This is a genomic window from Mesobacillus maritimus (genome assembly GCF_023715205.1).
Lineage (GTDB): Bacteria > Bacillota > Bacilli > Bacillales > Cytobacillaceae > Mesobacillus_B > Mesobacillus_B maritimus_C.
The window spans coordinates 82218-103995 of record NZ_JAMBNR010000019.1; the positions used below are offsets into that span (position 1 = coordinate 82218).

A 21778-nucleotide genomic window follows, 5' to 3' on the forward strand; every position below is an offset into this window, starting at 1 on the left:
AGGAAAAGGCCCTTGAAAAGACTGGGGCTTTTTCCAACCAGTAGGAGGTTTCTATGTATTTAAGTCAGCAAAATTTTAGTTCTGTACTAAATACAAATGTGATTTATGGAGTAAACAGTGTTGAGAAGAGTTTAGCAGGGAAGATTAAGGAGTTCAAAAAGTTAAGCGTTTTCATCGCGGCCGACCCAGGACTTGTTCAAGCAGGCATTCCAACTAAAATCCAAAATCTTTTGAAAGAAAACGGAATTCATTCCGTCTTATTTTCAGAAATTGAACCAAACCCTGATGCTGAAACGGTCATGAAAGGGGCGGAAATCTATCAATCTGAATCATGTGACATGATTCTCGCTGTTGGTGGAGGAAGTGCAATGGACTTTTCAAAAGCTGTTGGGGTCATGGCTAGCCATCCAGGCCATATCCTTGATTATCGCCGTGGCCAAAAACCAGTTGTAAACGAAGTTCCATTGTTGTTTGCGATTCCAACAACCGTCGGTACTGGCTCGGAAGTAACCAATGTTGCCGTGGTGACAGATCATAAGGCAGGTAGAAAATATGTTGTGGCATCACCGGTATTGGCTCCTAAGATGGCATTTGTGGATCCAATATTAACGACTTCACTTCCACGCCATGTGGTTGCCACGACCGGAATGGATGCTTTAGTTCATGCGATTGAAGCGTATACATCAGTGCGTTCCACACCCATTACAGATGGCTTGGCTTTACAAGTGATTAAAATGATCAAAGATTATTTGCCTGCAAGTTATGCCCACTCTGATCAGCTTGAAGCAAGATCACAAGTGCATCTAGCCAGTACAATCGCGGGGATGGCTTTTGGTCTTGCCGGAGTGGGGCTGGTCCATTCTTGTTCCCATCCAATGTCCGCAATCTATCATGTGCCTCATGGGCTAGCGAATGCGATTCTATTGCCTTATGTGATGCAATATAACCTCATCGCAAACGAAAGAAAATATGCTGAAATTGCGAGAATCTTTGACCCTTCGTTAACTTTCGAGACGGATCGAGCAGCAGCAGAACAACTAATCAATGTACTCAAAGATTTTAATCAAGTATTAAATATCCCAAACGACTTTGGTTTTTTAAATAAGCAATTTACAGAAGAAATGGTCGATCGCTTAGCGGATGATGCTATGGATGATCGAGGAACCATTCCCAATAATCCACGAAAAGTATTCAAAGAAGATGTGGTTCAAATTTTTAATCAGGTGTTACCAATCAACCAACAAGGGGGATCTGCAGAATAATGTATATTAACGGAAAATGGGTAGAAACGGAGAAGATGTTAGAAGTTATCAATCCTGCAAATGGTGAAGTCGTTAAACAAGTCTGTTTAGTCGGAAAAGAAGAAACCAATCAGGCCATCCAAGCAGCACAAAAGGCCTTTCCATTATGGTCAGGGTTGACTGGCGAACAGCGCGGGAATTATTTGCATAAAGTTGTGGCTCGCTTGGAAGAAAAAAAGGAGCATTTTGCCCAGACAATTACGAAAGAGATGGGCAAGGCTATCCATCATGCGCGTTATGAAGTGGGCAGCACGATTGCTTTTTTTAAATGGTATGCAGAAGAAGCTCGTCGTGTTTATGGAGATATTGTTCCCGCTTCAGCCCCAAATAAGAGAATTTCTGTGCTCAAGCAGCCGATTGGCGTGGTTGGAGCGATTACCCCATGGAATTTTCCATTGTCCATGGCTGCAAGAAAACTAGGACCTGCATTGGCAGTTGGGTGTACCGTGATTTTGCGGCCGTCTCGTGAGGCACCTTTATCTTCTTTAGAGCTGTTTAAAGTGTTTGATGAAGTAGGTCTTCCAGAAGGGGTTGTAAATCTCGTGATTGGAAACTCTTCTGATATTGTAGGGGAGTTGATGGCGAGTGATTCCGTACGAAAGATTTCTTTTACAGGCTCTACCGAAGTAGGTAAAAAGCTCATTCGTCAATCGGCTGATACTGTCAAACGGGTATCAATGGAGCTTGGTGGACATGCACCATTTATCGTTTTTGAAGATGCAGACATTGACCTCGCCATCAAAGGTACCATTGCTAGCAAGTTTGCTTCCACTGGCCAACAATGTGTATGTGCCAATCGGATTTATGTACATGATTCGATTTACGATACCTTTGCCCAGCGTTTGGCGGACAAAGTCGCTTCCATGGTTGTCGGCGATGGATTAGATGAAGCTACCCAAGTCGGCCCAATGGTGAACCAAGAAGCAGTTGAGAAAGCACATGATCATGTAACCGATGCAGCAGGAAAAGGAGCGACCATTCTGTGCGGGGGGCAAGTGCCAACGGAGAATGAATATCAACAGGGTCATTATTATTTACCAACCGTCTTAGCAGATGTGAACGAAGACATGAAAATCACTCATGAAGAAACATTTGGACCAGTCGCCCCATTGATTCGCTTCCGTACCGAAGCGGAAGTTGTTGAAAAAGCAAATAATATTGAATATGGTCTCGCTTCCTATGTTTACACAAATGACCTTTCACGCACTCATCGAGTTTCAGAAAAGCTTGAATATGGAATGGTTGGCGTCAACGATCCTGCGCCATTTGCCGTCCAAGCACCATTTGGTGGCGTGAAAGAAAGTGGATTAGGCAGAGAAGGCGGCAAATACGGCTTAGAAGACTACCTAGAAACAAAACTCGTCTCCGTCGCCATCTGGGACTGACGCGGGTCGGAGATTTCTTGTCTTAGCACCGAGTAAGAGGGGAGGGACAGTACTTGTCCCTTTGCCCTTCAGCTGATATTTATAACTGCAATTGATTAAAGTGCTGCTTTTACAACTATTTTTACTCGTGTATTTTCGTATTTACAATAGAGAGTACCGCCACGATTTAATTACTTTCTGGCAATCATTTCAGATTTCTCGACGAGCCTCTCTGCCCAAAATGGCATTAATCCACAGATCGTTTATAAGCAATTGTTCCATGATACAAACTCCAGCAGGATTGCCCTCAAACACTTGTTCCGAAAATGCATCTACCACAAATATTTCATCATCATGTTTTGCTAGATTACCAGATTCATTATAAGGCAAACTCAAAGATCCTCCTCTCAAACTTTATTGCTTTTCGAGATAAAATGAGGAGAAATCACTTTCTTTTCGCTTGAAAGGACTTTCTAGATTAGGAGAAAAGGGCCAGTAAACTTAGTACGAACACATAAAATGGCGGATTCTTCCTTAAAACGGCTTAAAGATTTTAACAACAATCGCACAAAAACAGCATTTTATAAAGATTGAAACTTAAAATATAGCAGCCAATGAATCTATTCGTGTATAGTGAAATTTCTGATATTGTTCTAAAGTTGTAGCAAATGGAAGTTTGAAGTATCGCCTAAAAAATCTAAAAAAACCCCTCCATATTGGACGGGTCATATGCCTTCATGCTATTCAATTAACTGTCAATCACTACTTTCATCGGAGCTTTCTTCATAATCCTCATTTTTCCGGCAATCATGATTGGATGATGGATGACAGTCAAAACATTGGCTAAAAGCGTCATCAGGACATTCCCCTGGAATTGGTTGAGATGGATCAAAGTTCGGATTATCGAGAACTTCATATGGTCTCATCATCTCATGGTCTTCGTGTTCAAGGATGTGGCAGTGCCATGGATAAATTCCAGTAAATGGGCCAAAGCGTGCGATAATGCGAGTGACTTCATTAGGATTTGCTCGAACGGTATCTTTCCACCCTCTTTCATTCGGAGCTGGATCCACTGGGTCTCCTACATCAATGACAATTCCATTATTATCTATTGTTATCGGTGCTCGATTGAGAATTTGGAATTGAACGAGGTGCAAGTGAATCGGGTGGGTATCAGCTGTCAAATTGTAAAGTTCCCAAACTTCTACTGTTCCATTGTATGGGGTTTCCGTAATCGGTAAATCGTTCCACTCCATATCGTTCAAGAGGAGTTTTAAACGGCCAGCTTCTATCCGTTCAACTAATTTGTTCGGTCTAACTGGAACATTATTAGGGTCAAGTCTTTCTAAACAGCTTAGTGTAGTTGGAATTTCACTCCTATCAGGGCGAGAAACATTCTCTTTCACTCGAAATTGCATAATTTCCGGTAGGAGTGGGGCATCTGGATTCCCATTTGGGAATGGGGATGGTGCGTCATTTGTTAAAATGATATTCTGACCAGCAAAGTTTGAAAAGTCGATAATGACATCTCCACGTTCAGCAGGGGCTAGCAAAAGTCCATCTTGATTCTTTACGATCACAGGTTCCTCAAGAAAGCCTCCGTCGGTACCGATTTGGACAAAGTTTTGACCTGAACTTAATCGCAAACGGTAAAAACGAGAATTTGAACCATTAAGGATACGGAATCGATATTTTCGCGGTTCAACTTCAAGAAAAGGCCACACTTTCCCATTCACTATAGCAGTATCCCCGAAAAACTCCGGAACCACCGATGGATTTGGGGGAGGTGGAGGTGGCAGCTCGTTTGGAAGAGACGGATAGAATAATTCTCCCCGTCGTTCTCCACTAAGATAGAACGACCGGTCTTGGATGACTAATGGAATTTCATATTTCCCACTAGGAAGGTTCAAACGCTCTTCTGCTTCATCTCGAATAAGATAAAAACCTGCAAGGCCAGCATAAACATTCAAGCGAGTGATTCCAATGGCATGATCATGATACCAGAGAGTTGTTGGGCGTTGACAATTAGGATAATAGTAAACTTCATGTAGGAATTTTGTACCTTTATTTCTAAAGTTTTTTGTAAACCATGCTTCTGGAAATCCGTCATTTTCTGGTCGAACTCGTCCACCATGCAAATGCACAACGGTCCTTACGGAAGGTTGGTCAGGATCTGCACCGTGAACCGTACGATCGACTGGCAACAGGTGTTCATAGGGCAAATGATTTTCCCATTTGACCATAATTGGTTGATTTCTGCGAACCTCAAATGTCGGGCCTGGATACAGACCGTTATATCCCCAAACGGTGGTAGGTGGTAAATCACTGTGCAGTTGCTGCTTAACTTGCTTCATGGCTACTTCGTAATAGGGAACTCCATTGTGTTTCCCTTTTGGCTTTATAACCCTGGGGATCGGTAGCGCATCAACAAACTTGTCTAAAGACAATCTCATTTCACTCCTTTACCTACAATAAAATTTCTTTTCCATTTATCATATGCGGGTCTTTTTAGGGTAGGTTGGACAAGTGTTCCTGGATAAAAGTGGAGTTTAGGGTCGGAGTTTTTTAGCCCAGCCATTTTAAAAGGAGAGGGACGGCATTTGTCCTGATAGAATTGGTACGAGTGTGAGCTGACCCCTTGTCCCTGGAATTGGATGGTCAAAATTCTTGAGGATTGGGTGGTTCTTTCTATTAAAAATTAGCTTAGTATTTTCATCATGTTTTTAATCGTTTAAAGAAGTAACAGTAAGTGAAATCAAAGATATTTGACAAAAGGAGAGTGAACGAAGATGACATGGACTGTTGTATTAACTTTAGCCATCGGAGTTGTTCTTAAATTAATCATGAGCCCCCCGAGTGCCGTTGTTGCATGGGGAATCAGCAAGTTTGCGCTACATCCGAAACTGAATTCAAATGATGTGGTTATAACATTTAACGGGGAGCACTTGGTAGAAGACGATAAAACGAAATTTATTGACATTTTTAATGAAGCTACATTTTTAAAAAAATATGAGATTTTTCCAGGAAACGAAGAATTATTCTTACATCCAAAAACGGATGTGATTCCATTTGTCATCCACACAAAAAGTAGCAAAAATATTGTAACGTTCTATGTGTATCGGTACGAGGACCATGTGGACGTCGTCAAGCAGGACAAGAAGAAAGTGGTTTCTTATCGTCTTCGAGCAGATCAGCTACTATCATTCACTCTATCAACAAAGGAAAATCGTATAAAAGCAATCTAGAAATAAAGCTTGTTCACGGAGCGTTCCAGCCGTTACAAATAAGGTTTGCAACAGATTGCGCAAACGGAAACAGAAACAGTTGTTAAGATTCCAAAATTCTCTTATATACCCCCATAATATAGATCTGTTCTCTCGTAGTTTATGAGTATGATAATCAATTACATAAGGGGAATTTTATGAACGTATTAAAACACAAGGGTGCCCTTGCCATGGTATTAGCGGGGGCTGTTACATTTTCAATCAGCAACGCGATGAATGTTGAGCAAGCTTTTCAACGGTTGTCAGATGAACATCCGTTGCTTCCAACTGGAGGCCTTTTAAGAGAGGATGCTACCATCCAAGGGAAGAAAACGAAGGAAGAGCAAACAGAAACAGCCAAGGAGAAAGAGAGCCAGAACGATGTTTTTAATCAACCGCTAGCTTCTAACGCGACATTTGAACACAAAAGTGAAAAAGCTGAAGTGGCGAACCAACAGCATACAACATCTTCCACGAAGAAGACGACAACCGTTTCAACAAGTCCGAAAAAGACAACGACAACAAAAGAAGCAAAGCCTTCTTCCAAATCGACCGAGAATAACACAACAAGCTCAGTAGCAAAGCCTTCTACCGCGTCGACCGGAACGAAAACAAGCTCAGCAGCAAAGCCTACTTCCACGTCAACTGAAACGAGCACAACAACTTCAGCAACTACGCCTGCTGCTAAATCGCCTGCGCCAAGCGCTAAAGCCCAAAAGCCAACAACGACGGACAAGCCAATGGGAAATCAAACAAGCAGTACGGCAAAGGAAACCAACAAAGGACAACAAATTTCACAAGAAGCCAAAGAAAAGGCTGCAAGTCAGAAGGAACAAAAAGCGAATAACGGAAAGAAACAATAATTCTTTCAACCAAGGGTCGCCAAGAGGCGATCCTTTTTCGATTGTTCCCCAATAAAAAAAGGCCTTCCCAAAAGGGAAGACCTATCAAACTTTCTATTACATATTTTCTTTAACCTTTGAAACCGGGATTTCCTGAGTGACATTTCCATTTCGTTTTAATTTATTCCAACCAACCGTTACGCCCATTATGGCTGAGATGATGGATTTAATGACGACATAGGTCATAAGCTGTTTGTACAAGATTCGTTGCAAAAACAATGAAACTAGTGGTTTAGGACTTTCTTTCTCTAAACGAAACGCATAGAGCGAAGCAAAGAAATCTAGCAAGTAAAACAGCATAAAACCAATCGCTGCCTTTCCAGGATTTGGGCTAAAAAGGGCGATAATGAACAATAGATCGGCAATCGGCGAAATGATCTGATAGAAATATTGGAAAAGCCACATATTCGGTAAAGCAATAAATCCGAGTGAGTGATGTTTTTTATCAAAAAGAGCTTCGCGATGTTTCCATAAACATTGTAACGTTCCGTAAATCCATCGATAGCGCTGTTTTGCCAAACCTTTCACATCTTCCGGCACTTCTGTATAGGCATAAGCCTTTTCTTCAAATTCAATCTTTTTCCCGTTGCGTAAAAGCGTAAGCGTAAGATCTGTATCCTCTGCCAGAGTGTCTTCTTTAAAGTATCCAGCCTCTGCTACGGCCGTCTTTCTCCATGCACCGATGGCACCTGGGACAACGGTGATGCAATTGAGAGCGGCAAAGGCCCTTCTCTCAAGATTAAAGCCTGTTACATATTCGATATGCTGCCAGTTTGTTAAGAGATTTCCTTTATTACCGACCTTCACATTCCCTGAAACAGCGGCTACCTGTTCATTTTTAAAATGATGAACAAGTAAGGAAATAGCATTTTCAGCGATGAGTGTATCCGCGTCAAGAGCAACGACGATTTCTCCTTTTGCTTCTTTAAAACCAAGATTGACAGCGGATGATTTCCCACCATTGGTTTTCTGAATGAATCGAACGAGAGGGTGGTGATCGTAATTTTCTTGCACGACAACAGCCGTATCATCTGTTGAGCCATCGTCGATAACCAGAATCTCTAAGTTTGAGTAATCACTGGATAATATCGAATCAATCGTTTTGCCTATGACTTTTTCCTCGTTATAGGCAGCAATCACCACACTGACAAATGGTGTAAAATTAGGGTCGATTTTTGTTTCTTTATAGCTTTTGACCTGCTTTCGCGAAAGGAAAATAAACACAAGTAGGCGCAAGATTCCTAACAGGATAGCGGAATAGAACAGGAAGGTTAATCCTGATTGCCAACCTTGCAACACCTTGAATACGGCCTTGTCATAAACCAAATAAGGGTTGTCTGAATTGGCAGGCGGCATAATCTGACTTTCGCTTTTTCCAATTAAACCAGCAACAGTGGTAAAGGTGTAGCCGCGTTTTTTCAATTCTTCAATGATCATTGGTAAGGCTTTGACCGTGTTGGAGCGATCGCCGCCTGAATCGTGCAGCAAAATCACATTTCCATTAGAAAGCTGGTTTAATACCTGGTTAAAAATTTCCTCACTTGATAACCCTTGCCAATCGCTCGAATCAATGGATTGTCCAACCATGGTGTAACCCATCTCTTGTGCCTGTAATAAAGGCAGCAATTCGCTCCTTGAGTTCAGTTCCGTTTCCGCTACGTACGGAGGGCGGAAAAGCGTCATCGAATGACCGGTTATGGCTTGGAATAAACGCTGATTTGCATTTAGCTCCATTCTCATTTGCAACCTTGACATCGAGGCAATATCCGAATGGGTAAAAGTATGGCTGCCAATTTCGTGGCCTTCTTTTTGCATTCTTTCCACTAAATCGGGGTGCTTCAAAGCATTCTCCCCAATCATAAAGAAGGTTCCTTTAATCTGATATTTGTTCAAAATGTCCAATATTTGCGGGGTATAAGTTGGGTCCGGACCGTCATCAAAGGTAATGACAACTTCCTTTGATTTAGGTTGTCCATGCCGAACAACTTCCAAAGGCTTCGGCAATTTTTCATAGGTCTCAGTTTGAATCAACCCATCTGTATTTAATTGAACCGTTCGATTTCCTTCTTCTGCTTCGGAAGCTACTTGTAGAATATCCCCAGCACCACTAGAGTGAACAGCTTCAGGTATGTCCAAGGTTTCAAGAGCATTGGCTGGATTCTCGATGTTTTTTGGTTGATTGATAAAATTCCAAATGGAAGGATCTTCTGAACCAAGACGCCAAACCGCTATGCCTCTCGAGCCACTATCAATTGCTAGTTTCATATGATTATAAACGGTCGCCGCATCTAAAAACCAGACAGTATGGTTTTTTCCTTTTGTTTTGTATTGGAAATAAGGGTTGCCTGACTGCTGACTCCAATGGATTTGGAGGTTATTTTGACTGACCAAATTCATCGTATCCTTGAATGTCAGGATATCTGCGGGCTTTTTCGAGTTTTCTTCCCAGTCGTAACCATAGCTTCCTAAACTGATAATCAGTTTTTCAGAAGGGATATTCAACTGGGTTAAGCTCTCCTTTACCCAATTAGACGATGCAATCGGTCCGGGATCACTCAAGGAATGATGCTCGTCATACAGCATGACAATCATTCGGTCGGAGCTAGCTGCTAAACTAGCATAATCAAAACTTTTGTTCTGTGGTGGGACAGCCAGTGTGACCATGAGACCTTGCTGATGAAAAGCTTGATACACTTTGTTCATAAAATCAGTAAAATGATCTTTGTCTTCAGGCTTAATTTCTTCAAAGTCAATATTAATTCCAGCAAACTCATTTTCTTTCACAAATTCCAGCATATTTTTAATAAAATAATCTTCCGCACCTTGAGTCGTAAATAACTGGTGGAGTACTTCGCCATCCCATTGATTATTGATGAAATTCGTAACTGATGGAAGAACTTTAATATCATGTGCTTTTGCCTCTTCGGCAACCGATCGGTCCATATTGGTATTAAGGCCAAGGTTAGGCGTTAATTGCAGCCACTCCGGTACCAACGTGGTAATCGAATCGATATTGTTTTTAAAAGAAATTTTGCTGTTTTTATCCCAATTGACATAAAAACCAAACACTTCTTGTTTAGCCTCGATTTCGGTTTGATTTAATTGACCGAAATTCTTAGGAATAAGTGGGGAAGTATTGATTTTCGTTGGTTCTTCCTCACTTAATGTTGTATGGATTGGCTCAATCTCGCTGTCTGCTGTAATGGTAGAATCCAATTTCAGTTCAGGAATGACGGGTGTCGTATTTAGGCTTTCAATAAATAGTGTAGATACCAAAACAATTAAAATCGTAAAACCTACACCCATTCTGATAATAATGTTCCAGCGTCTTTTGGCAGGATCTAGAAAAACCTGCTCTTGATTTCGATCCCTGTTTTTAAGCCCCAAATTGTAAAACCAGTGGAAGAAAAAATAGCAGATGAGACCAATGAAGCCTCCAAAGATCGCTGGACCAATCTCTGGTGAAGATTGGATGAACGTTATTAGGCCTGGAAGGATCTCGTATTCTTTCAAAAAGCTGTAATCAAAAGTAGGTAACTGGCTCATGTTCGGAACAAAAACCGTAATCAATGTTCCAAGGAATAAGGCGATGATATTCAATTTCAACAAAAGGGATACACCTATCAATAATGGCATTCTTAGACTATCTAAAGGTAAAAAAGCCAGAAAAAAACCAAGTGTACTTGCAATCGCTCCTGCATTTCCAGTAACAGGTGCAAAGAATGATCGGACAATCCACCTAAAAACTTTATTCATTAAATTCCTCCTTAATAAGGTCAAGTAAGTAATAATCGATTGATTTCATACAGCCAAATTTGTGATTAGAAAGTCATTCTATACAGATATTCAGAAGTAACGGGTTTTTCGACAAAAAATGACTTCAGTTAAATGTTTAGGAAGTCATATGTAAACTTTGGGGGTAGGTAAAGTATTTTAAATTTTCAAAAATGTATAAACGGTCACTGGGACGCCCCGAATTTTCTTGTTTCACAAATATGTTCCACAAGAGTGGGGAGGAGCTTCTTCATTTAATAGGGAAGCTTTTTATCGTTTCACTCGGTCTGTCTGGAAAAAGCTTTATCCTGCTTCCACTTTGTATATTATTTGATAATATAAGGAAATTTAAAGATACATATGATGCGGGAGGAGGAAACGTGAGGTGATTCGGATTAGAAGGCGTCCTTTAAAGAAGAATGCAACAGAGTCTAAAGCACAACAAAAGAGTTCTTCAAAGGACATCCCTTTATCGAAGAGTCTTGAAGAAAATATTCAATATTTCTCCTCGCTATACCAAGATAGTACAGATGTTATGTTTCATTCTTTTATTGTGGGTGAAAAAGATGCCACGATTGTTTATATAGAAGGTTTAAGTGATACTCAAAAGTTAGACGAGCAAGTGCTTGAGATCTTAATGGATGAAAACGAGTTTGATAATGCTGACTTCCTTTCTTCGGTGAAAAATCGATTACCAATCTCAAATATAAAAAAAATTCCTACGTACTCCGCTTGTATCAACGCCATTTCCAATGGAAACCCCGTCTTGTTTTTTGATGGGTTTGAAGAGGCTTTTTCACTGGGGTTAGTAAAATTTGAAAAGCGCTCGATTGAAGAACCCGCGGCTGAAACCTCTATACGAGGTCCTAGAGAAGGATTTACTGAGTCTCTTAGTGTCAATACTTCTTTATTGCGTCGAATCATTAAAGATCCCGCATTGAAAATGAAGTCCGTCCAAGTGGGAAAATATACAAAAACCAAGGTAATCGTTTCATATATTGAAGGATTAGTCGATCCAACGTTGATTAAGGAAATTGAAAACCGGTTGAATCGGATCAAGATTGACGGGGTGTTAGAAAGTGGATATATCGAACAATTTATTGAAGATGATCCATATTCCCCGTTTCCGCAAGTTCTGTATACGGAGCGCCCTGATGTTGTTTGCGCAAATTTACTAGAGGGAAGGGCTGTTTTATTGATTGAAGGGACTCCCTTTTCCTTGATCGCGCCTGTGAGTTTTTTCAGTTTATTTCAATCTCAAGAAGATTATTATGAACGATTTTGGATCGGAACCTTTATCCGCTCTCTTCGGTTTTTATTTTTAGCGGTAGCCTTATTTCTTCCTTCTGTTTATGTTGCGATTACGACGTTCCATCAGGAAATGGTTCCAACCGACTTGCTGTTAAGTATCGCTTCTTCTCGAGAGACAGTTCCTTTTCCGGCTATTGTGGAAGCCATTATGATGGAAATTGCTTTTGAGGCCTTACGGGAAGCAGGAATTCGTCTTCCTAAGCAAGTCGGTTCAGCGGTTAGTATCGTTGGAGCACTTGTCATTGGGCAGGCCGCTGTTCAGGCTGGAATCGTTTCTGCACCTATGATTATCGTAGTGAGTATAACAGGGATTGCTTCCTTCATGGTCCCTCGCTATTCAGTTGGTCTTTCCATCCGGTTACTAAGGTTCCCAATCATTATTCTAGCAGGTGCTTTAGGGTTAATCGGGGTTATGCTTGCATTGATTATGCTGATTATTCATCTATCAACACTAAGGTCTTTTGGAATCCCTTACTTAAGTCCCGTCAACACGCTGCAAAAACATTTTATGCAAGATACGCTTATCCGCTCTCCGTTATGGAAGATGAACTCAAGGCCGCATTTCACCGGGGACTTTAATGAGACCAGACAAGGAACAAATTTAAAACCTGGTACGAATAAAAGCAAAGATTAGCCAAGAATGGTGGTGAGATTAGCGTGCTAGAAAAGGGGAAAATATCGGCACTTCAAATGGAATTTATCATGGTTCCGACAATTATAGCGACAGGGTTGCTTTCCATTCCATCCATTGCGGGAAAATTTGCGCGCCATGATATGTGGATGACGCCAATCATTGGCTCTGTCATCGGCTTTTTAACAGTCTACATTGCTTGGAAGCTTCATCAATTGTTTCCGAAGTTAACGCCCATCCAATATAGTGAAAAAATCCTTGGAAAACTAGTCGGAAAGCTCGTTAGCGGTATATTTGTTTTGTTTTAGTTTCATAATACCGGGCTTGTAGTCAGACAGTATTCCGATTTTATTACCGGAAATGTGATGGACGAAACACCATCCGTAATCTTTTCCATCACCATCTTGTTCGTAAGTGCACTGGCGGTGCGAGGGGGAATCGAAGTGATTGCAAGATCCGCCGTTATTTGCACGACCTTATTTATGTCTACAGCTCTTTCCCTTCTATTATTAATAAAGGATCTCGAAATTGGTTATATGCTGCCTTTTCTGGAGAATGGGTGGCTTCCTGTTTTAAGGGGGAGTTTCATTCATCAAGCATGGTTCAGTGAATTTTTTCTAGTCGCATTCCTTTATCCTTTTATGAATCATTCTAAAAAAAAGGGTTAAAGTCTGGGATGAAAGCGTCTTTCTACGTGCTGATCGTTCTATTATATGTTCATTTTTTTGTGCTCACGGTCCTAGGAGTTTCATCGGTTAATCAATTTTATCCTGTCTACTCGATTGTACGTGCGATTAGTGTATACGGATTTTTTGAGAACTTTGAAATCATCATCACCGCGTCCTGGGTTCTCGGAAATTTTGTGAAGGTTTCCGTTTTTTTATATGTGGCTTGTTTAGGTCTGGCACAGCTGTTAAAACTGTCCGATTATCGGCTTCTTGTGTTTCCCATGAGTGTACTAATGCTCTTCTTTAGTTATTGGGATATTCCAAATATCGTGGTGCTAGTTGACTATATGACAAAAATTCAGCCTTTTTACTTTGTCTTCGTTCAGAGTGTTCTCCCCTCCGTTTTACTGGTCATCGCTTTAGCACGGAAGAAAAGGAGTGAGAGCGGTTGATGAAAAAATTTCTTCTCATTGTCTGTTTTTGTATCCCGCTTCTTACGGGTTGCTGGGACCAAGTGGAAATGCAGGATCTCGCCATTATTACGGCAACTGCAATAGACCGTTTAGAAGATGGAAAAACAAGAATCTCTGTTCAATTATTTATTCCCCGTGCGATTACTTCCGGCCAAACGGGGGAAGAAGTTGGTTCAACTTCTACTTTTGTTCGAGAAGGATATGGAGAAAATCTTGCACAGGCGATTTCCATTTTACAAACCAACGTACCGAGAAGATTGTTTTGGGGTCAGTGTAAAATTTTTGTTTTTGGAGAGGAGCTTGCGAAAAACGGAATACGTAAAGAAATCGATTTTTTGGCACGCCATTCAGGTCCACGGGGCAATTCCTATCTATTTATAAGTGAAGGGGAAGCAAAGGAAATCCTAGAATTGATCCCCCCTTTAGAACGATACTCAGCGGAGGCGTTACGAAAATTATCGGAAGAAGAGCTAGGGACGAGTACGACATTAAGAGATGTCGATATTGACTTTATGGGGGAAAGTGAAAGTGTATCGATGCCTTATATTAAAATGCTAGTTTCAAAAGAAAACGCTAGGAAAATCTATGAAACGGTCCCGGTTATTCATGGTACGGCTATATTTAAAGGAGAGAAAATGATTGGGACGTTAAATATGAAAGAAGCTCGAGGTTTATTGTGGTTAAAGGACGAAGTAAAAAGGAGCACCATCTCAATTAAGCCGGAAGGGGAAGAAGGAGAAATTACGATGACTCCGACGTTAGGAAAAATCAAATTTAGCCCAGAAATTAAAGGGAATCAGTGGAGCATGAATCTAAGCTTGGCGATTGAGGGGAATATTGTCCAAAACGAAACCTATCTAAATCTGATGAATGAAGATGTCCTTAATAATTTAAATAAAGAGTTCGCGACTAGCTTAGAAGAAAGAGTGGCCCAAACCATTGAAAAACTCCAACAGGAATACAAGACAGATGTCATTCAATTCGGGAGAAGGTTTCATCAAAAATATCCGAAGCAATGGAAGAAAGTAAGCGGCAGATGGGATGAAAAGTTCCCAGAGGTTAAGGTCCAGATTGATGTTGATGCGAACATAAGAAGACCTGGTTATATTGGTCCGCCGGCAGCTCTTCCGAGAGACGAGGTGAAGGAATAATGCCTGGGTATTGGAATACAATCTTTTTGGTCCAAGCGTTTATTTGGCTGATTGTATTATTTGAGTGGAAACGAATGAAGAATATCTCGAAAGCGGACAAAATCACAATTGCTGCAATCTTAGTTTTGTCCGCAATGATGTCTTTTCTAAAAGTAGAAAACGTCCCAGGTCCTATCACTCTCCTTCATTATATTTTTGGGCCTTTAGGGAAATTAATGGAGTAACAACTATTGGAGTGGGTAGTAGTTTTCAGTTACACTATTAGGGAAACCGTCAGGAAAGCCATTTTTACGAAAAGGGAAGGAATTCTTTCGTTTCAAGTGTTCGTAGTTATAAAGGGGTTCCATATCTACGCTAAATATGGAGAAGATTTGGGTTTCTTTTTTCAAACTTTGTAGCCTTAGAACAAAAAGCTTCATTATGAAAAGAGAGCTGGCAAACTGTACGAAATGGCATACTACTCCGTTAAAATCGCTATAGGATTTTAACCACAATCTTTATAAAAACGGCCACTTAAATTGATCAGTGAGTTATGATTAAAACATAAAAATGCCCTTTTTTAGGTGGTGAAAAAATGAAGCATCGATTAAAAGACGCTATCTATGGATTGGCTGTTGCGGACGCTTTAGGCGTTCCGTACGAATTCAAGCAAAGAGGAACGTATCAATGTACGGACATGATCGGTTATGGAACCTGGAATCAACCGAAAGGAACATGGTCAGATGATACCTCCATGACAATCGCCACATGCAAAAGCATAAAAGATAAGCAACAGGTCGACCCAGAAGATATCATGGAAAACTTCAAATTATGGTATCGAAAAGCAGAATTCACACCACATCATGAAGTATTCGACATCGGAGCTACAACACAATATGCCCTTTCTACTGGGAAAGGAGTAAACGACCTAAATGCAAACGGAAATGGGTCATTAATGAGAATTCTCCCCCTAGCATTTACAGCTTGTACAGAAGAAGAAATTAGAGAGGTTTCGAGTTTAACACATGCACACGAGTGGTCAACAAAAGCTTGTGTGATTTACGTAACCATCGCAAAAAAACTGCTCAATGGGGAGAACATAGACGAGATCCTCCGAAACATCAATTTGCGTGACCCATACAATCGATTGCCTTCTATTTCCGAACTTCGTGATGCGGACATCAAATCAACCGGCTTTGTCGTCGATACATTGGAGGCAGCTTTATGGTGTATAACCACCACCAACTCCTACCAGGAATCCGTGTTAAAAGCCGTGAATCTAGGAAGTGATACGGATACCGTAGCAGCCGTCGCTGGAGGTTTAGCCGTTATTATGTATGGAATTGAAAACATCCCGAATAAATGGATAGAAGAATTAGCAAATAAAGAATTAATCAATGAATGTTTATTTTAATGCTCTTTTCTCAACCTTTGTTGTTTTTAGATAGAAAGAGAGAAGTATTAGGTTGTGTTTTCACTAGACTGCAACTTTAAACAGGTGAAAAGAGCCAGTAAACTTAGTATGAACGCACAAAATGGCTTATCCTGCGTTAAAATCGGCTTTAGGATTTTAACAACAATCTTTACGAAAATAGCCTTTTGAAATGAGGCACTCCCTTCGAGTGTCTTTGTATTTTATAAAAGTTTGAGAAAAGAGCCATTGGTTAAAACGGCTCAAGGAATTTAAGACAATACACCAATGATAAAGGAGCCTGGTATGTTCCGAAATAAATAAGTCGTGTATTGTATAAATCAAACGATTCATTCAAACCTGTCCACACGGTTCATAAGACCAAAATTCAGAAGGGGGTCATAGTACTTTCTTCATAAAATGCTAGGTATAAAGGACTGTTTTACCTGTTTGCACGTTTCATTAACATGACAAAGAAAGGTATTATATATTAGTTAGAATCCTAATATTGGTATTCTACCAATAAGAGAATCGTAGAGAATAGAGAATAAAAACTAAATGACATTCCTTAGACATTTAGAAGAAGAGGTGAAACTAGGTTCAGATGATTAAAATTCATTTTGCGACCACGAGAAGTTCAGGTACAAAAATAAAAGTAACGTCACTCCAACTTTCCCAAATTCGGACAGGGTTAGCTTCGGTTTACGTTGATCCAAAAATTAGTGCTCGAATGTCAATTGGGTTAAGACTGAATCAGGTGAAAAGGGACATACATAAGTTGGAAGCAGATGTAAACCGATTGCAACAATTTATTGTTCAATCCGTCAACCAGTATAATCAAGCAGAAGACAGGATTACAAGGACTGGTCAGACGCTACAGCCTTTGCCAGGGCGTAGCGCAGCGAATCAAGTGATCAATAAAACGGATTCTACATCAACAGATAAAGAAGAAGCAAAATCACTTTGGGATTACATAATGGAAAACGGCTGGGAAGCATCGAAAGCATTTATGGGCGGAATGGCGTTGCTTAATGCCCGAAATCTTCTCCGCTTAGGCAAGGATATGGGGCTTAAATTTGAAAAAGATGGTGGAAAAGTTTTTTTGAAATTAATTGATAAGGGAGCTTCGCCTGCGAACTATCAAAAATATCGTGATTTATTAATGAGTCATTTAGGCGGTACAGCATCTGATTATCGTAAAGGGCTGGTTAATCGTTTAACCGGGACTGGGATTACGTTGTACAATGATGATAATCGTAGTTGGTTTCAAAGTAACCGTAATCGGTTTTCTACTACTCTACATGAGGATTTAAATCAATATGTGCAACGCCTCGAGTATGGAGGTCTTAGAAATACAGCCACAAACGCATTTAAAACTGGTTTGGGTGAACTAAAGTTTTGGGAAGGGTTGAAAGTAACAGAAGGCTGGAGTGAAGCCACAAACTTCACCAAATTTAGTAAAGCGGCCGGAGCTTTTGGGGTTGTGACGATGCTAACAGAAAATGGGACTAGCGCCTATGATAGCAAAACCGGCAAGATGGATTGGCTTCAATTTGGTGTCGATTCAGCGGTCGATGTCGGTACTGGTGCAGCGGCAATGGCGACAGGTGCTGCCATTGGGACAGCCTTTTTACCACCACTTGGGACGGCAGTAGGAGCTGCTGCGGGTGCCGGGATCAACTTATTGATTAATACAAAGTTTCCACCTTCAGGAGACAGTTTGGTGGATATCACGAAAGAAAAAGCCAATCAAGTGGCGGATAAGGTCGTCGAGTCTGTCGGCGAATGTGTCAGCAACATTGGCAAAAAGCTTGATAGTGTATTTTGGTAGGAGGAATTATCGTTTTGAATATCACAGAAAATGACTTAGAACAGCTTAAATCCGTTGCAACCGGACGACTTAGGCCAAACAATCTGATCGGATCGTTGTGGGGGATGCTGATTTTTAGCGGTGTGGCGTTAGGTGTTAGTTATTTCGGGGTCAGTCAATATCCTGGACCTGTCGAGCCTTGGCTTGAAGGGATGCTAAAAGTCTTTCTTGCTCTTCTAATCTTGCAGTTTATCATTACGTTGTTTTTATCAAGCGAAAAATCAGTTTTTCGCTATCAAAAGCTTCAAATCATTGTGTTGTGTGCGGTTAGCTTGAAGTTTTCCATTGATTTGTATCCATTCTTTTTTGTTTTTAGTAGCGTAAGTGAAGCACCTAGTTCGGTTATGATTGGTGGATTTCTTTTATTAATCACTGGATTTATTTTTCTTTTTATCTCGATTATTCGTGCCTACAGTAGAGTGAAGAAAGGCGAATTAAAAAAAGGTGGACAAGGATTATATCAATTTAGCGAATCCAAGGGATATGTGAGTCTGCCATTCATTTTTGCGTTAACGATGATTGGCGGGATCGTAGGAAGAAATTTTTCTGATACAAGTTTTGGGATGATTGTGATTTTGCTCATAAGTGCTGTCATTCAATTTGGAGTGGCAATGGCTTGGCCAGAATTTTTGCTCATTGCCCAAGCAAAACGAAAATTTCCTTCCTTTATCGTAAAAACACCAAAAAGACTTTCGGAATAGGAGGGAAACAGAATGAAACTAAAGCGCAGTCCATTAACTTTTCATCATGTCCTGAGTACGACAAGGAAATGCAAAACGAATGAATGGCATCTCATCGCAAAAGAGTTGCGAAATGCGGTGATTTTGAATGGCCTTTATGCGACAGGTCCGGTGATCTACCAGGTCGCCAATTTTTCAAAAGAAGCGAACGAAGCAGAATATACGTTTTACATGCCTGTGAATGCGCCGATTGATATGCCAGAAAACGATAAATTTGCTTATCAAGAAGTTTTTGAAATCAAAGATGGTTTGGTCTTCCGTCATGCCGATTTGGATGAGGATATCGAAGTTTCATACGACGCAATTAAATTGGCAGCGGACGCCAATCAATTCAAGCTCCAGGAGCCTTTTTATAATATTTACTTAGATGTTTATGGCGGAGGAATCATCGATATTTATGCTCCGATTGTAGGGGAGGATTAGATGATTAATCCAAGTGATTCAATCCGTTTTACAAATGTCGTTTCAAAAAAAGTTCGAATCCATTTTAATGAAATGGATGCTACACTTTTTGAATTTGTCGAGGAAATTAGGAAACAGAAAGGCATGGTGAAGGGGCCACTATTTTATTCCTTAAACAATGTACCAATGGACGAAATGATGAATGTGGAAATGTTTATGCCTGTCTATGAGGATTCCTTATCCTTGCCAGAAGCGATGAGTTTTCATAGCTATTACAGTGTTGAAAACATGTTTTCCATTTGTGTTTATCATGACTTTGAAAAGTTTACCGAACAAGCCTACCGTATGTTGTTTGAATATATGGAAGAGAACAACCTCCAGCAAGCGACTCCGATTTACCATGTTTTATCAGGAGACCGAAGCTTTCCATATATGTTCGTTAAAATAGGGGCGGGCCCGACCATAGAAAGATGATCTTCTCTTATTCTTAAATAGGCTGTAAAAATCTCCATTTTCTAAGCTGTGGCTAGCAAATGGAGATTTTTTTCTATTTTATAGTTAACAAAAATAAATGGATATCTTGGTGTATAAGTGAGAGCTCAGGCCTTAAAATATGGCCTGGGCTTTTAAGTGTGAACTAAAGTGTGGATGTTCTGTTTCATTCCTATTTCTCTGAATGTTTATGCTACTATTAGAGTATCAATCTTTTCTATCTAGATACGAAACATAACAACCTATTCAAGGTTAAAAGAGGAGAACGAGGATGAAAGAGAAAAAAGTTCGTGGATTGAAACGGAGAACGAATAACTTTGTGAATAGATTAGAAGCAAACACATTGGAGTTTCCAACCCAATTTTATAACGACTATTGGCATTTAGCACTGCCAGTAGCTCAAGACTTTATCTCCTCGAATAAAACACCTAAAAAAATTAAACGGCTTTGCATTCAAACGCTAGTGGATCGAGCGGAACATCTGATAGATTTGAAGCCGGATGATCATACAAAATGTCGAGTCGTAGTTGCTGTTGAGTTCCCTGGTTTATGGGGTTCGCAAATTATTGTCTTTAAAGGCGACTCATATTTTAAACATTTCTTTAACAGAAATCATCAAGATCAAAAGTGGTTTCCACTATCAGATCAAAGAAACATTCAAACAGAATGGGGACTAGTTGTTCCTGATGGTTGGCAAATCACTGGTTTTAAAGAAGTCATCACGGATGAGGACGGGTCTCGCTATGAAGGAGAAAGATGGTTTCTTGGGGAATTAACTTAACCACAAGCGACAGAATTCGTTCAAATGAAAAATTTAACTAAGTGGAATTTATGATTAAAGAGAATGGGTGGTGAAAAAAGGATGAGACTTCCGAATGGAATAACCGGTTTCCATGAGTCAAAAGAGATTCTGCCACCACAGATAGATGGGAAGCTGTTCAAACAAAGGTGCTATGAAGTAGCCTCCCGACACAGAGGGAGGGTGAGCGAGATTAAACATCCATCATACCCAGCAAATTTTTATAAGGCTCGAGTTAAGATGTTAAATGATGAATTTTATATTCTCCTAAATGAATATTATCCCTATCTTGCTTTTGCATCCGTTGTTGAATTTGGAAACATCCAATTTATCGACAACCCGACCCTTTGTGCGTCCTTTTCCCCTTACTATCAAGTATTAGGCACTAAAGAACTTCATGCTCCATTCAATCAAGATTTGGTGAACCAATCCGAATTAAATGTTGCAGAGAAGAAGCAACTTCAGTATTGGAAGCCTGAAACAATTGGACAGATTATCTTTAATTACTGGGATTGAATTCGAAGCGTCATCAACATCGGAGTCCTAATTCTTTAATAATGAAGCGAAATTTTCATTATCAAGTTGAATGAACCATCTGCAGAGAATTTAAAAGGAGGAAATCAAAGAATGAATAAAATGACGTTTTGGGGTCGGAATGACAAGGATGAACGGTTGTTAGTTGAGTGTATGTTAGGAGTGAAAACGGCTACTTGCACACCAAAAGTTTGGTACGATGCGCTGCCTGATGGAGAAGTACAAGGAGAGGTAGGAACTCGGTTTGACGTTTATACGAAAAAAGGGATTCTAGCCTGTGCAATAGAAATTACAGAAATCCTTGAAATTCCATTCGGTGAGATCACAGGTGAGATTGGTGAGAAAATCGCAAGTGGAGAGAACTCTACATTGGATGAGTTTATCGACGACCATATCTTTTCTTGGAAAGAAGACCTTCTAAAAGAAGGGGTAGAATTAAACAAGGATACCGTTATTGTTGTCGAGTTTTTCAAACTCGTCGATTCTTACATTGATTTTAAACAACTAGGTCACAAAATTCAGGTTTTACTATAAAGCCTGTTTCTCAAACTTTGTCGTTTTTGATGAAAAGAATGATTGAATGACTAAGTCACAGCGTATAATGGGAAATATGTCAAGAAAGAAATATGATTAAAAAAGACCGACCTTAAGTAAAACCCCTAAATACAATTTTTTTTAGTAGGTTCATCTATCACAGACTCTTATCATAGAGC

General features: G+C 40.2%; 19 protein-coding genes and 1 pseudogene. 17 read left to right on the top strand and 3 right to left on the bottom strand.

Features of this window, described 5'->3' with window-relative positions; genetic code table 11:
* Positions 1-53 precede the first annotated feature (53 nt).
* Positions 54-1262: an iron-containing alcohol dehydrogenase family protein gene (locus M3182_RS22145; protein WP_251560167.1), complete on the top strand. Its 1209-nt coding sequence runs from the start codon at positions 54-56 to the stop codon at positions 1260-1262.
* A complete protein-coding gene (locus M3182_RS22150) occupies positions 1262-2686 on the top strand; it encodes an NAD-dependent succinate-semialdehyde dehydrogenase (protein ID WP_251560169.1) in 1425 nt (474 codons plus the stop codon). The genes M3182_RS22145 and M3182_RS22150 overlap by 1 nt, the downstream gene beginning before the upstream one ends.
* Before the next feature lie 189 nt (positions 2687-2875).
* Here M3182_RS22150 and M3182_RS22155 read toward each other — a convergent pair whose 3' ends face one another.
* On the bottom strand, positions 2876-3055 hold the full coding sequence (locus M3182_RS22155; protein WP_251560171.1) for a PhzF family phenazine biosynthesis protein: 180 nt from the start codon (positions 3053-3055) through the stop codon (positions 2876-2878).
* Between the two features lie 365 nt (positions 3056-3420).
* Positions 3421-5112: a multicopper oxidase family protein gene (locus M3182_RS22160; protein WP_251560173.1), complete on the bottom strand. Its 1692-nt coding sequence runs from the start codon at positions 5110-5112 to the stop codon at positions 3421-3423.
* Positions 5113-5454: 342 nt separating this feature from the next.
* On the opposite strand from M3182_RS22160, the gene M3182_RS22165 reads away from it, so the two are divergent.
* Together M3182_RS22165 and M3182_RS22170 are read left to right on the top strand one after the other, a co-directional pair.
* On the top strand, positions 5455-5910 hold the full coding sequence (locus tag M3182_RS22165) for a YfmQ family protein (RefSeq protein ID WP_251437206.1): 456 nt from the start codon (positions 5455-5457) through the stop codon (positions 5908-5910).
* A gap of 176 nt (positions 5911-6086) precedes the next feature.
* Positions 6087-6791, top strand: coding sequence for a hypothetical protein (locus tag M3182_RS22170; protein WP_251560175.1), 705 nt, complete (start codon positions 6087-6089; stop codon positions 6789-6791).
* Positions 6792-6887: 96 nt separating this feature from the next.
* On the opposite strand, the gene M3182_RS22175 is transcribed toward M3182_RS22170, so the two are convergent.
* A complete protein-coding gene (locus tag M3182_RS22175; protein ID WP_251560177.1) occupies positions 6888-10586 on the bottom strand; it encodes a polysaccharide deacetylase family protein in 3699 nt (1232 codons plus the stop codon).
* A 403-nt stretch (positions 10587-10989) separates the two neighbouring features.
* Here M3182_RS22175 and M3182_RS22180 point away from each other — a divergent pair, with 403 nt between their 5' ends.
* From M3182_RS22180 to M3182_RS22240, 13 genes and pseudogenes are all read left to right on the top strand, one after another.
* Positions 10990-12549, top strand: coding sequence for a spore germination protein (locus tag M3182_RS22180; protein WP_251437213.1), 1560 nt, complete (start codon positions 10990-10992; stop codon positions 12547-12549).
* A 23-nt stretch (positions 12550-12572) separates the two neighbouring features.
* A pseudogene (locus tag M3182_RS22185) lies at positions 12573-13214 on the top strand (GerAB/ArcD/ProY family transporter).
* An 8-nt stretch (positions 13215-13222) separates the two neighbouring features.
* Positions 13223-13666 carry a GerAB/ArcD/ProY family transporter gene (locus tag M3182_RS22190; RefSeq protein ID WP_251560179.1) on the top strand — a complete coding sequence of 148 codons (444 nt, stop codon included), beginning with the start codon at positions 13223-13225 and terminating at the stop codon, positions 13664-13666.
* Positions 13666-14838 carry a Ger(x)C family spore germination protein gene (locus M3182_RS22195; protein ID WP_251560195.1) on the top strand — a complete coding sequence of 391 codons (1173 nt, stop codon included), beginning with the start codon at positions 13666-13668 and terminating at the stop codon, positions 14836-14838. The genes M3182_RS22190 and M3182_RS22195 overlap by 1 nt, the downstream gene beginning before the upstream one ends.
* Positions 14838-15062 carry a hypothetical protein gene (locus tag M3182_RS22200; RefSeq protein WP_251437217.1) on the top strand — a complete coding sequence of 75 codons (225 nt, stop codon included), beginning with the start codon at positions 14838-14840 and terminating at the stop codon, positions 15060-15062. The genes M3182_RS22195 and M3182_RS22200 overlap by 1 nt, the downstream gene beginning before the upstream one ends.
* Before the next feature lie 350 nt (positions 15063-15412).
* A complete protein-coding gene (locus tag M3182_RS22205) occupies positions 15413-16231 on the top strand; it encodes an ADP-ribosylglycohydrolase family protein (protein ID WP_251560181.1) in 819 nt (272 codons plus the stop codon).
* A gap of 601 nt (positions 16232-16832) precedes the next feature.
* Positions 16833-18059 (top strand): hypothetical protein, encoded by a 1227-nt coding sequence (locus tag M3182_RS22210; RefSeq protein WP_251560183.1) that lies wholly within the window; start codon positions 16833-16835, stop codon positions 18057-18059.
* Positions 18060-18073: 14 nt separating this feature from the next.
* A complete protein-coding gene (locus tag M3182_RS22215) occupies positions 18074-18799 on the top strand; it encodes a hypothetical protein (protein WP_251437224.1) in 726 nt (241 codons plus the stop codon).
* A 12-nt stretch (positions 18800-18811) separates the two neighbouring features.
* The gene (locus tag M3182_RS22220) at positions 18812-19261 is read left to right on the top strand and encodes a GyrI-like domain-containing protein (protein ID WP_251437226.1); all 450 of its coding nucleotides are present in this window, start codon (positions 18812-18814) and stop codon (positions 19259-19261) included.
* The gene (locus M3182_RS22225) at positions 19262-19714 is read left to right on the top strand and encodes a DUF5085 family protein (protein WP_251437228.1); all 453 of its coding nucleotides are present in this window, start codon (positions 19262-19264) and stop codon (positions 19712-19714) included.
* Positions 19715-20003: 289 nt separating this feature from the next.
* Positions 20004-20513 carry a DUF3916 domain-containing protein gene (locus tag M3182_RS22230; RefSeq protein WP_251560185.1) on the top strand — a complete coding sequence of 170 codons (510 nt, stop codon included), beginning with the start codon at positions 20004-20006 and terminating at the stop codon, positions 20511-20513.
* 201 nt (positions 20514-20714) lie between these two features.
* Entirely contained in the window at positions 20715-21047 is a 333-nt protein-coding gene (locus M3182_RS22235) for a hypothetical protein (RefSeq protein WP_251560187.1), read from the top strand.
* A gap of 111 nt (positions 21048-21158) precedes the next feature.
* Entirely contained in the window at positions 21159-21599 is a 441-nt protein-coding gene (locus M3182_RS22240) for an ASCH domain-containing protein (protein ID WP_251437235.1), read from the top strand.
* Positions 21600-21778: the final 179 nt, after the last annotated feature.

Excerpts from the sequence above, each read along its gene's own strand:
- M3182_RS22145 (WP_251560167.1), top strand. The coding sequence starts at position 54 with ATGTATTTAAGTCAGCAAAATTTTAGTTCTGTACTAAATACAAATGTG.
- M3182_RS22150 (WP_251560169.1), top strand. The coding sequence starts at position 1,262 with ATGTATATTAACGGAAAATGGGTAGAAACGGAGAAGATGTTAGAAGTT.
- M3182_RS22165 (WP_251437206.1), top strand. The coding sequence starts at position 5,455 with ATGACATGGACTGTTGTATTAACTTTAGCCATCGGAGTTGTTCTTAAA.
- M3182_RS22170 (WP_251560175.1), top strand. The coding sequence starts at position 6,087 with ATGAACGTATTAAAACACAAGGGTGCCCTTGCCATGGTATTAGCGGGG.
- M3182_RS22175 (WP_251560177.1), bottom strand. The coding sequence starts at position 10,586 with ATGAATAAAGTTTTTAGGTGGATTGTCCGATCATTCTTTGCACCTGTT.
- M3182_RS22190 (WP_251560179.1), top strand. The coding sequence starts at position 13,223 with ATGAAAGCGTCTTTCTACGTGCTGATCGTTCTATTATATGTTCATTTT.
- M3182_RS22195 (WP_251560195.1), top strand. The coding sequence starts at position 13,666 with ATGAAAAAATTTCTTCTCATTGTCTGTTTTTGTATCCCGCTTCTTACG.
- M3182_RS22200 (WP_251437217.1), top strand. The coding sequence starts at position 14,838 with ATGCCTGGGTATTGGAATACAATCTTTTTGGTCCAAGCGTTTATTTGG.
- M3182_RS22205 (WP_251560181.1), top strand. The coding sequence starts at position 15,413 with ATGAAGCATCGATTAAAAGACGCTATCTATGGATTGGCTGTTGCGGAC.
- M3182_RS22210 (WP_251560183.1), top strand. The coding sequence starts at position 16,833 with ATGATTAAAATTCATTTTGCGACCACGAGAAGTTCAGGTACAAAAATA.
- M3182_RS22220 (WP_251437226.1), top strand. The coding sequence starts at position 18,812 with ATGAAACTAAAGCGCAGTCCATTAACTTTTCATCATGTCCTGAGTACG.
- M3182_RS22225 (WP_251437228.1), top strand. The coding sequence starts at position 19,262 with ATGATTAATCCAAGTGATTCAATCCGTTTTACAAATGTCGTTTCAAAA.
- M3182_RS22230 (WP_251560185.1), top strand. The coding sequence starts at position 20,004 with ATGAAAGAGAAAAAAGTTCGTGGATTGAAACGGAGAACGAATAACTTT.
- M3182_RS22240 (WP_251437235.1), top strand. The coding sequence starts at position 21,159 with ATGAATAAAATGACGTTTTGGGGTCGGAATGACAAGGATGAACGGTTG.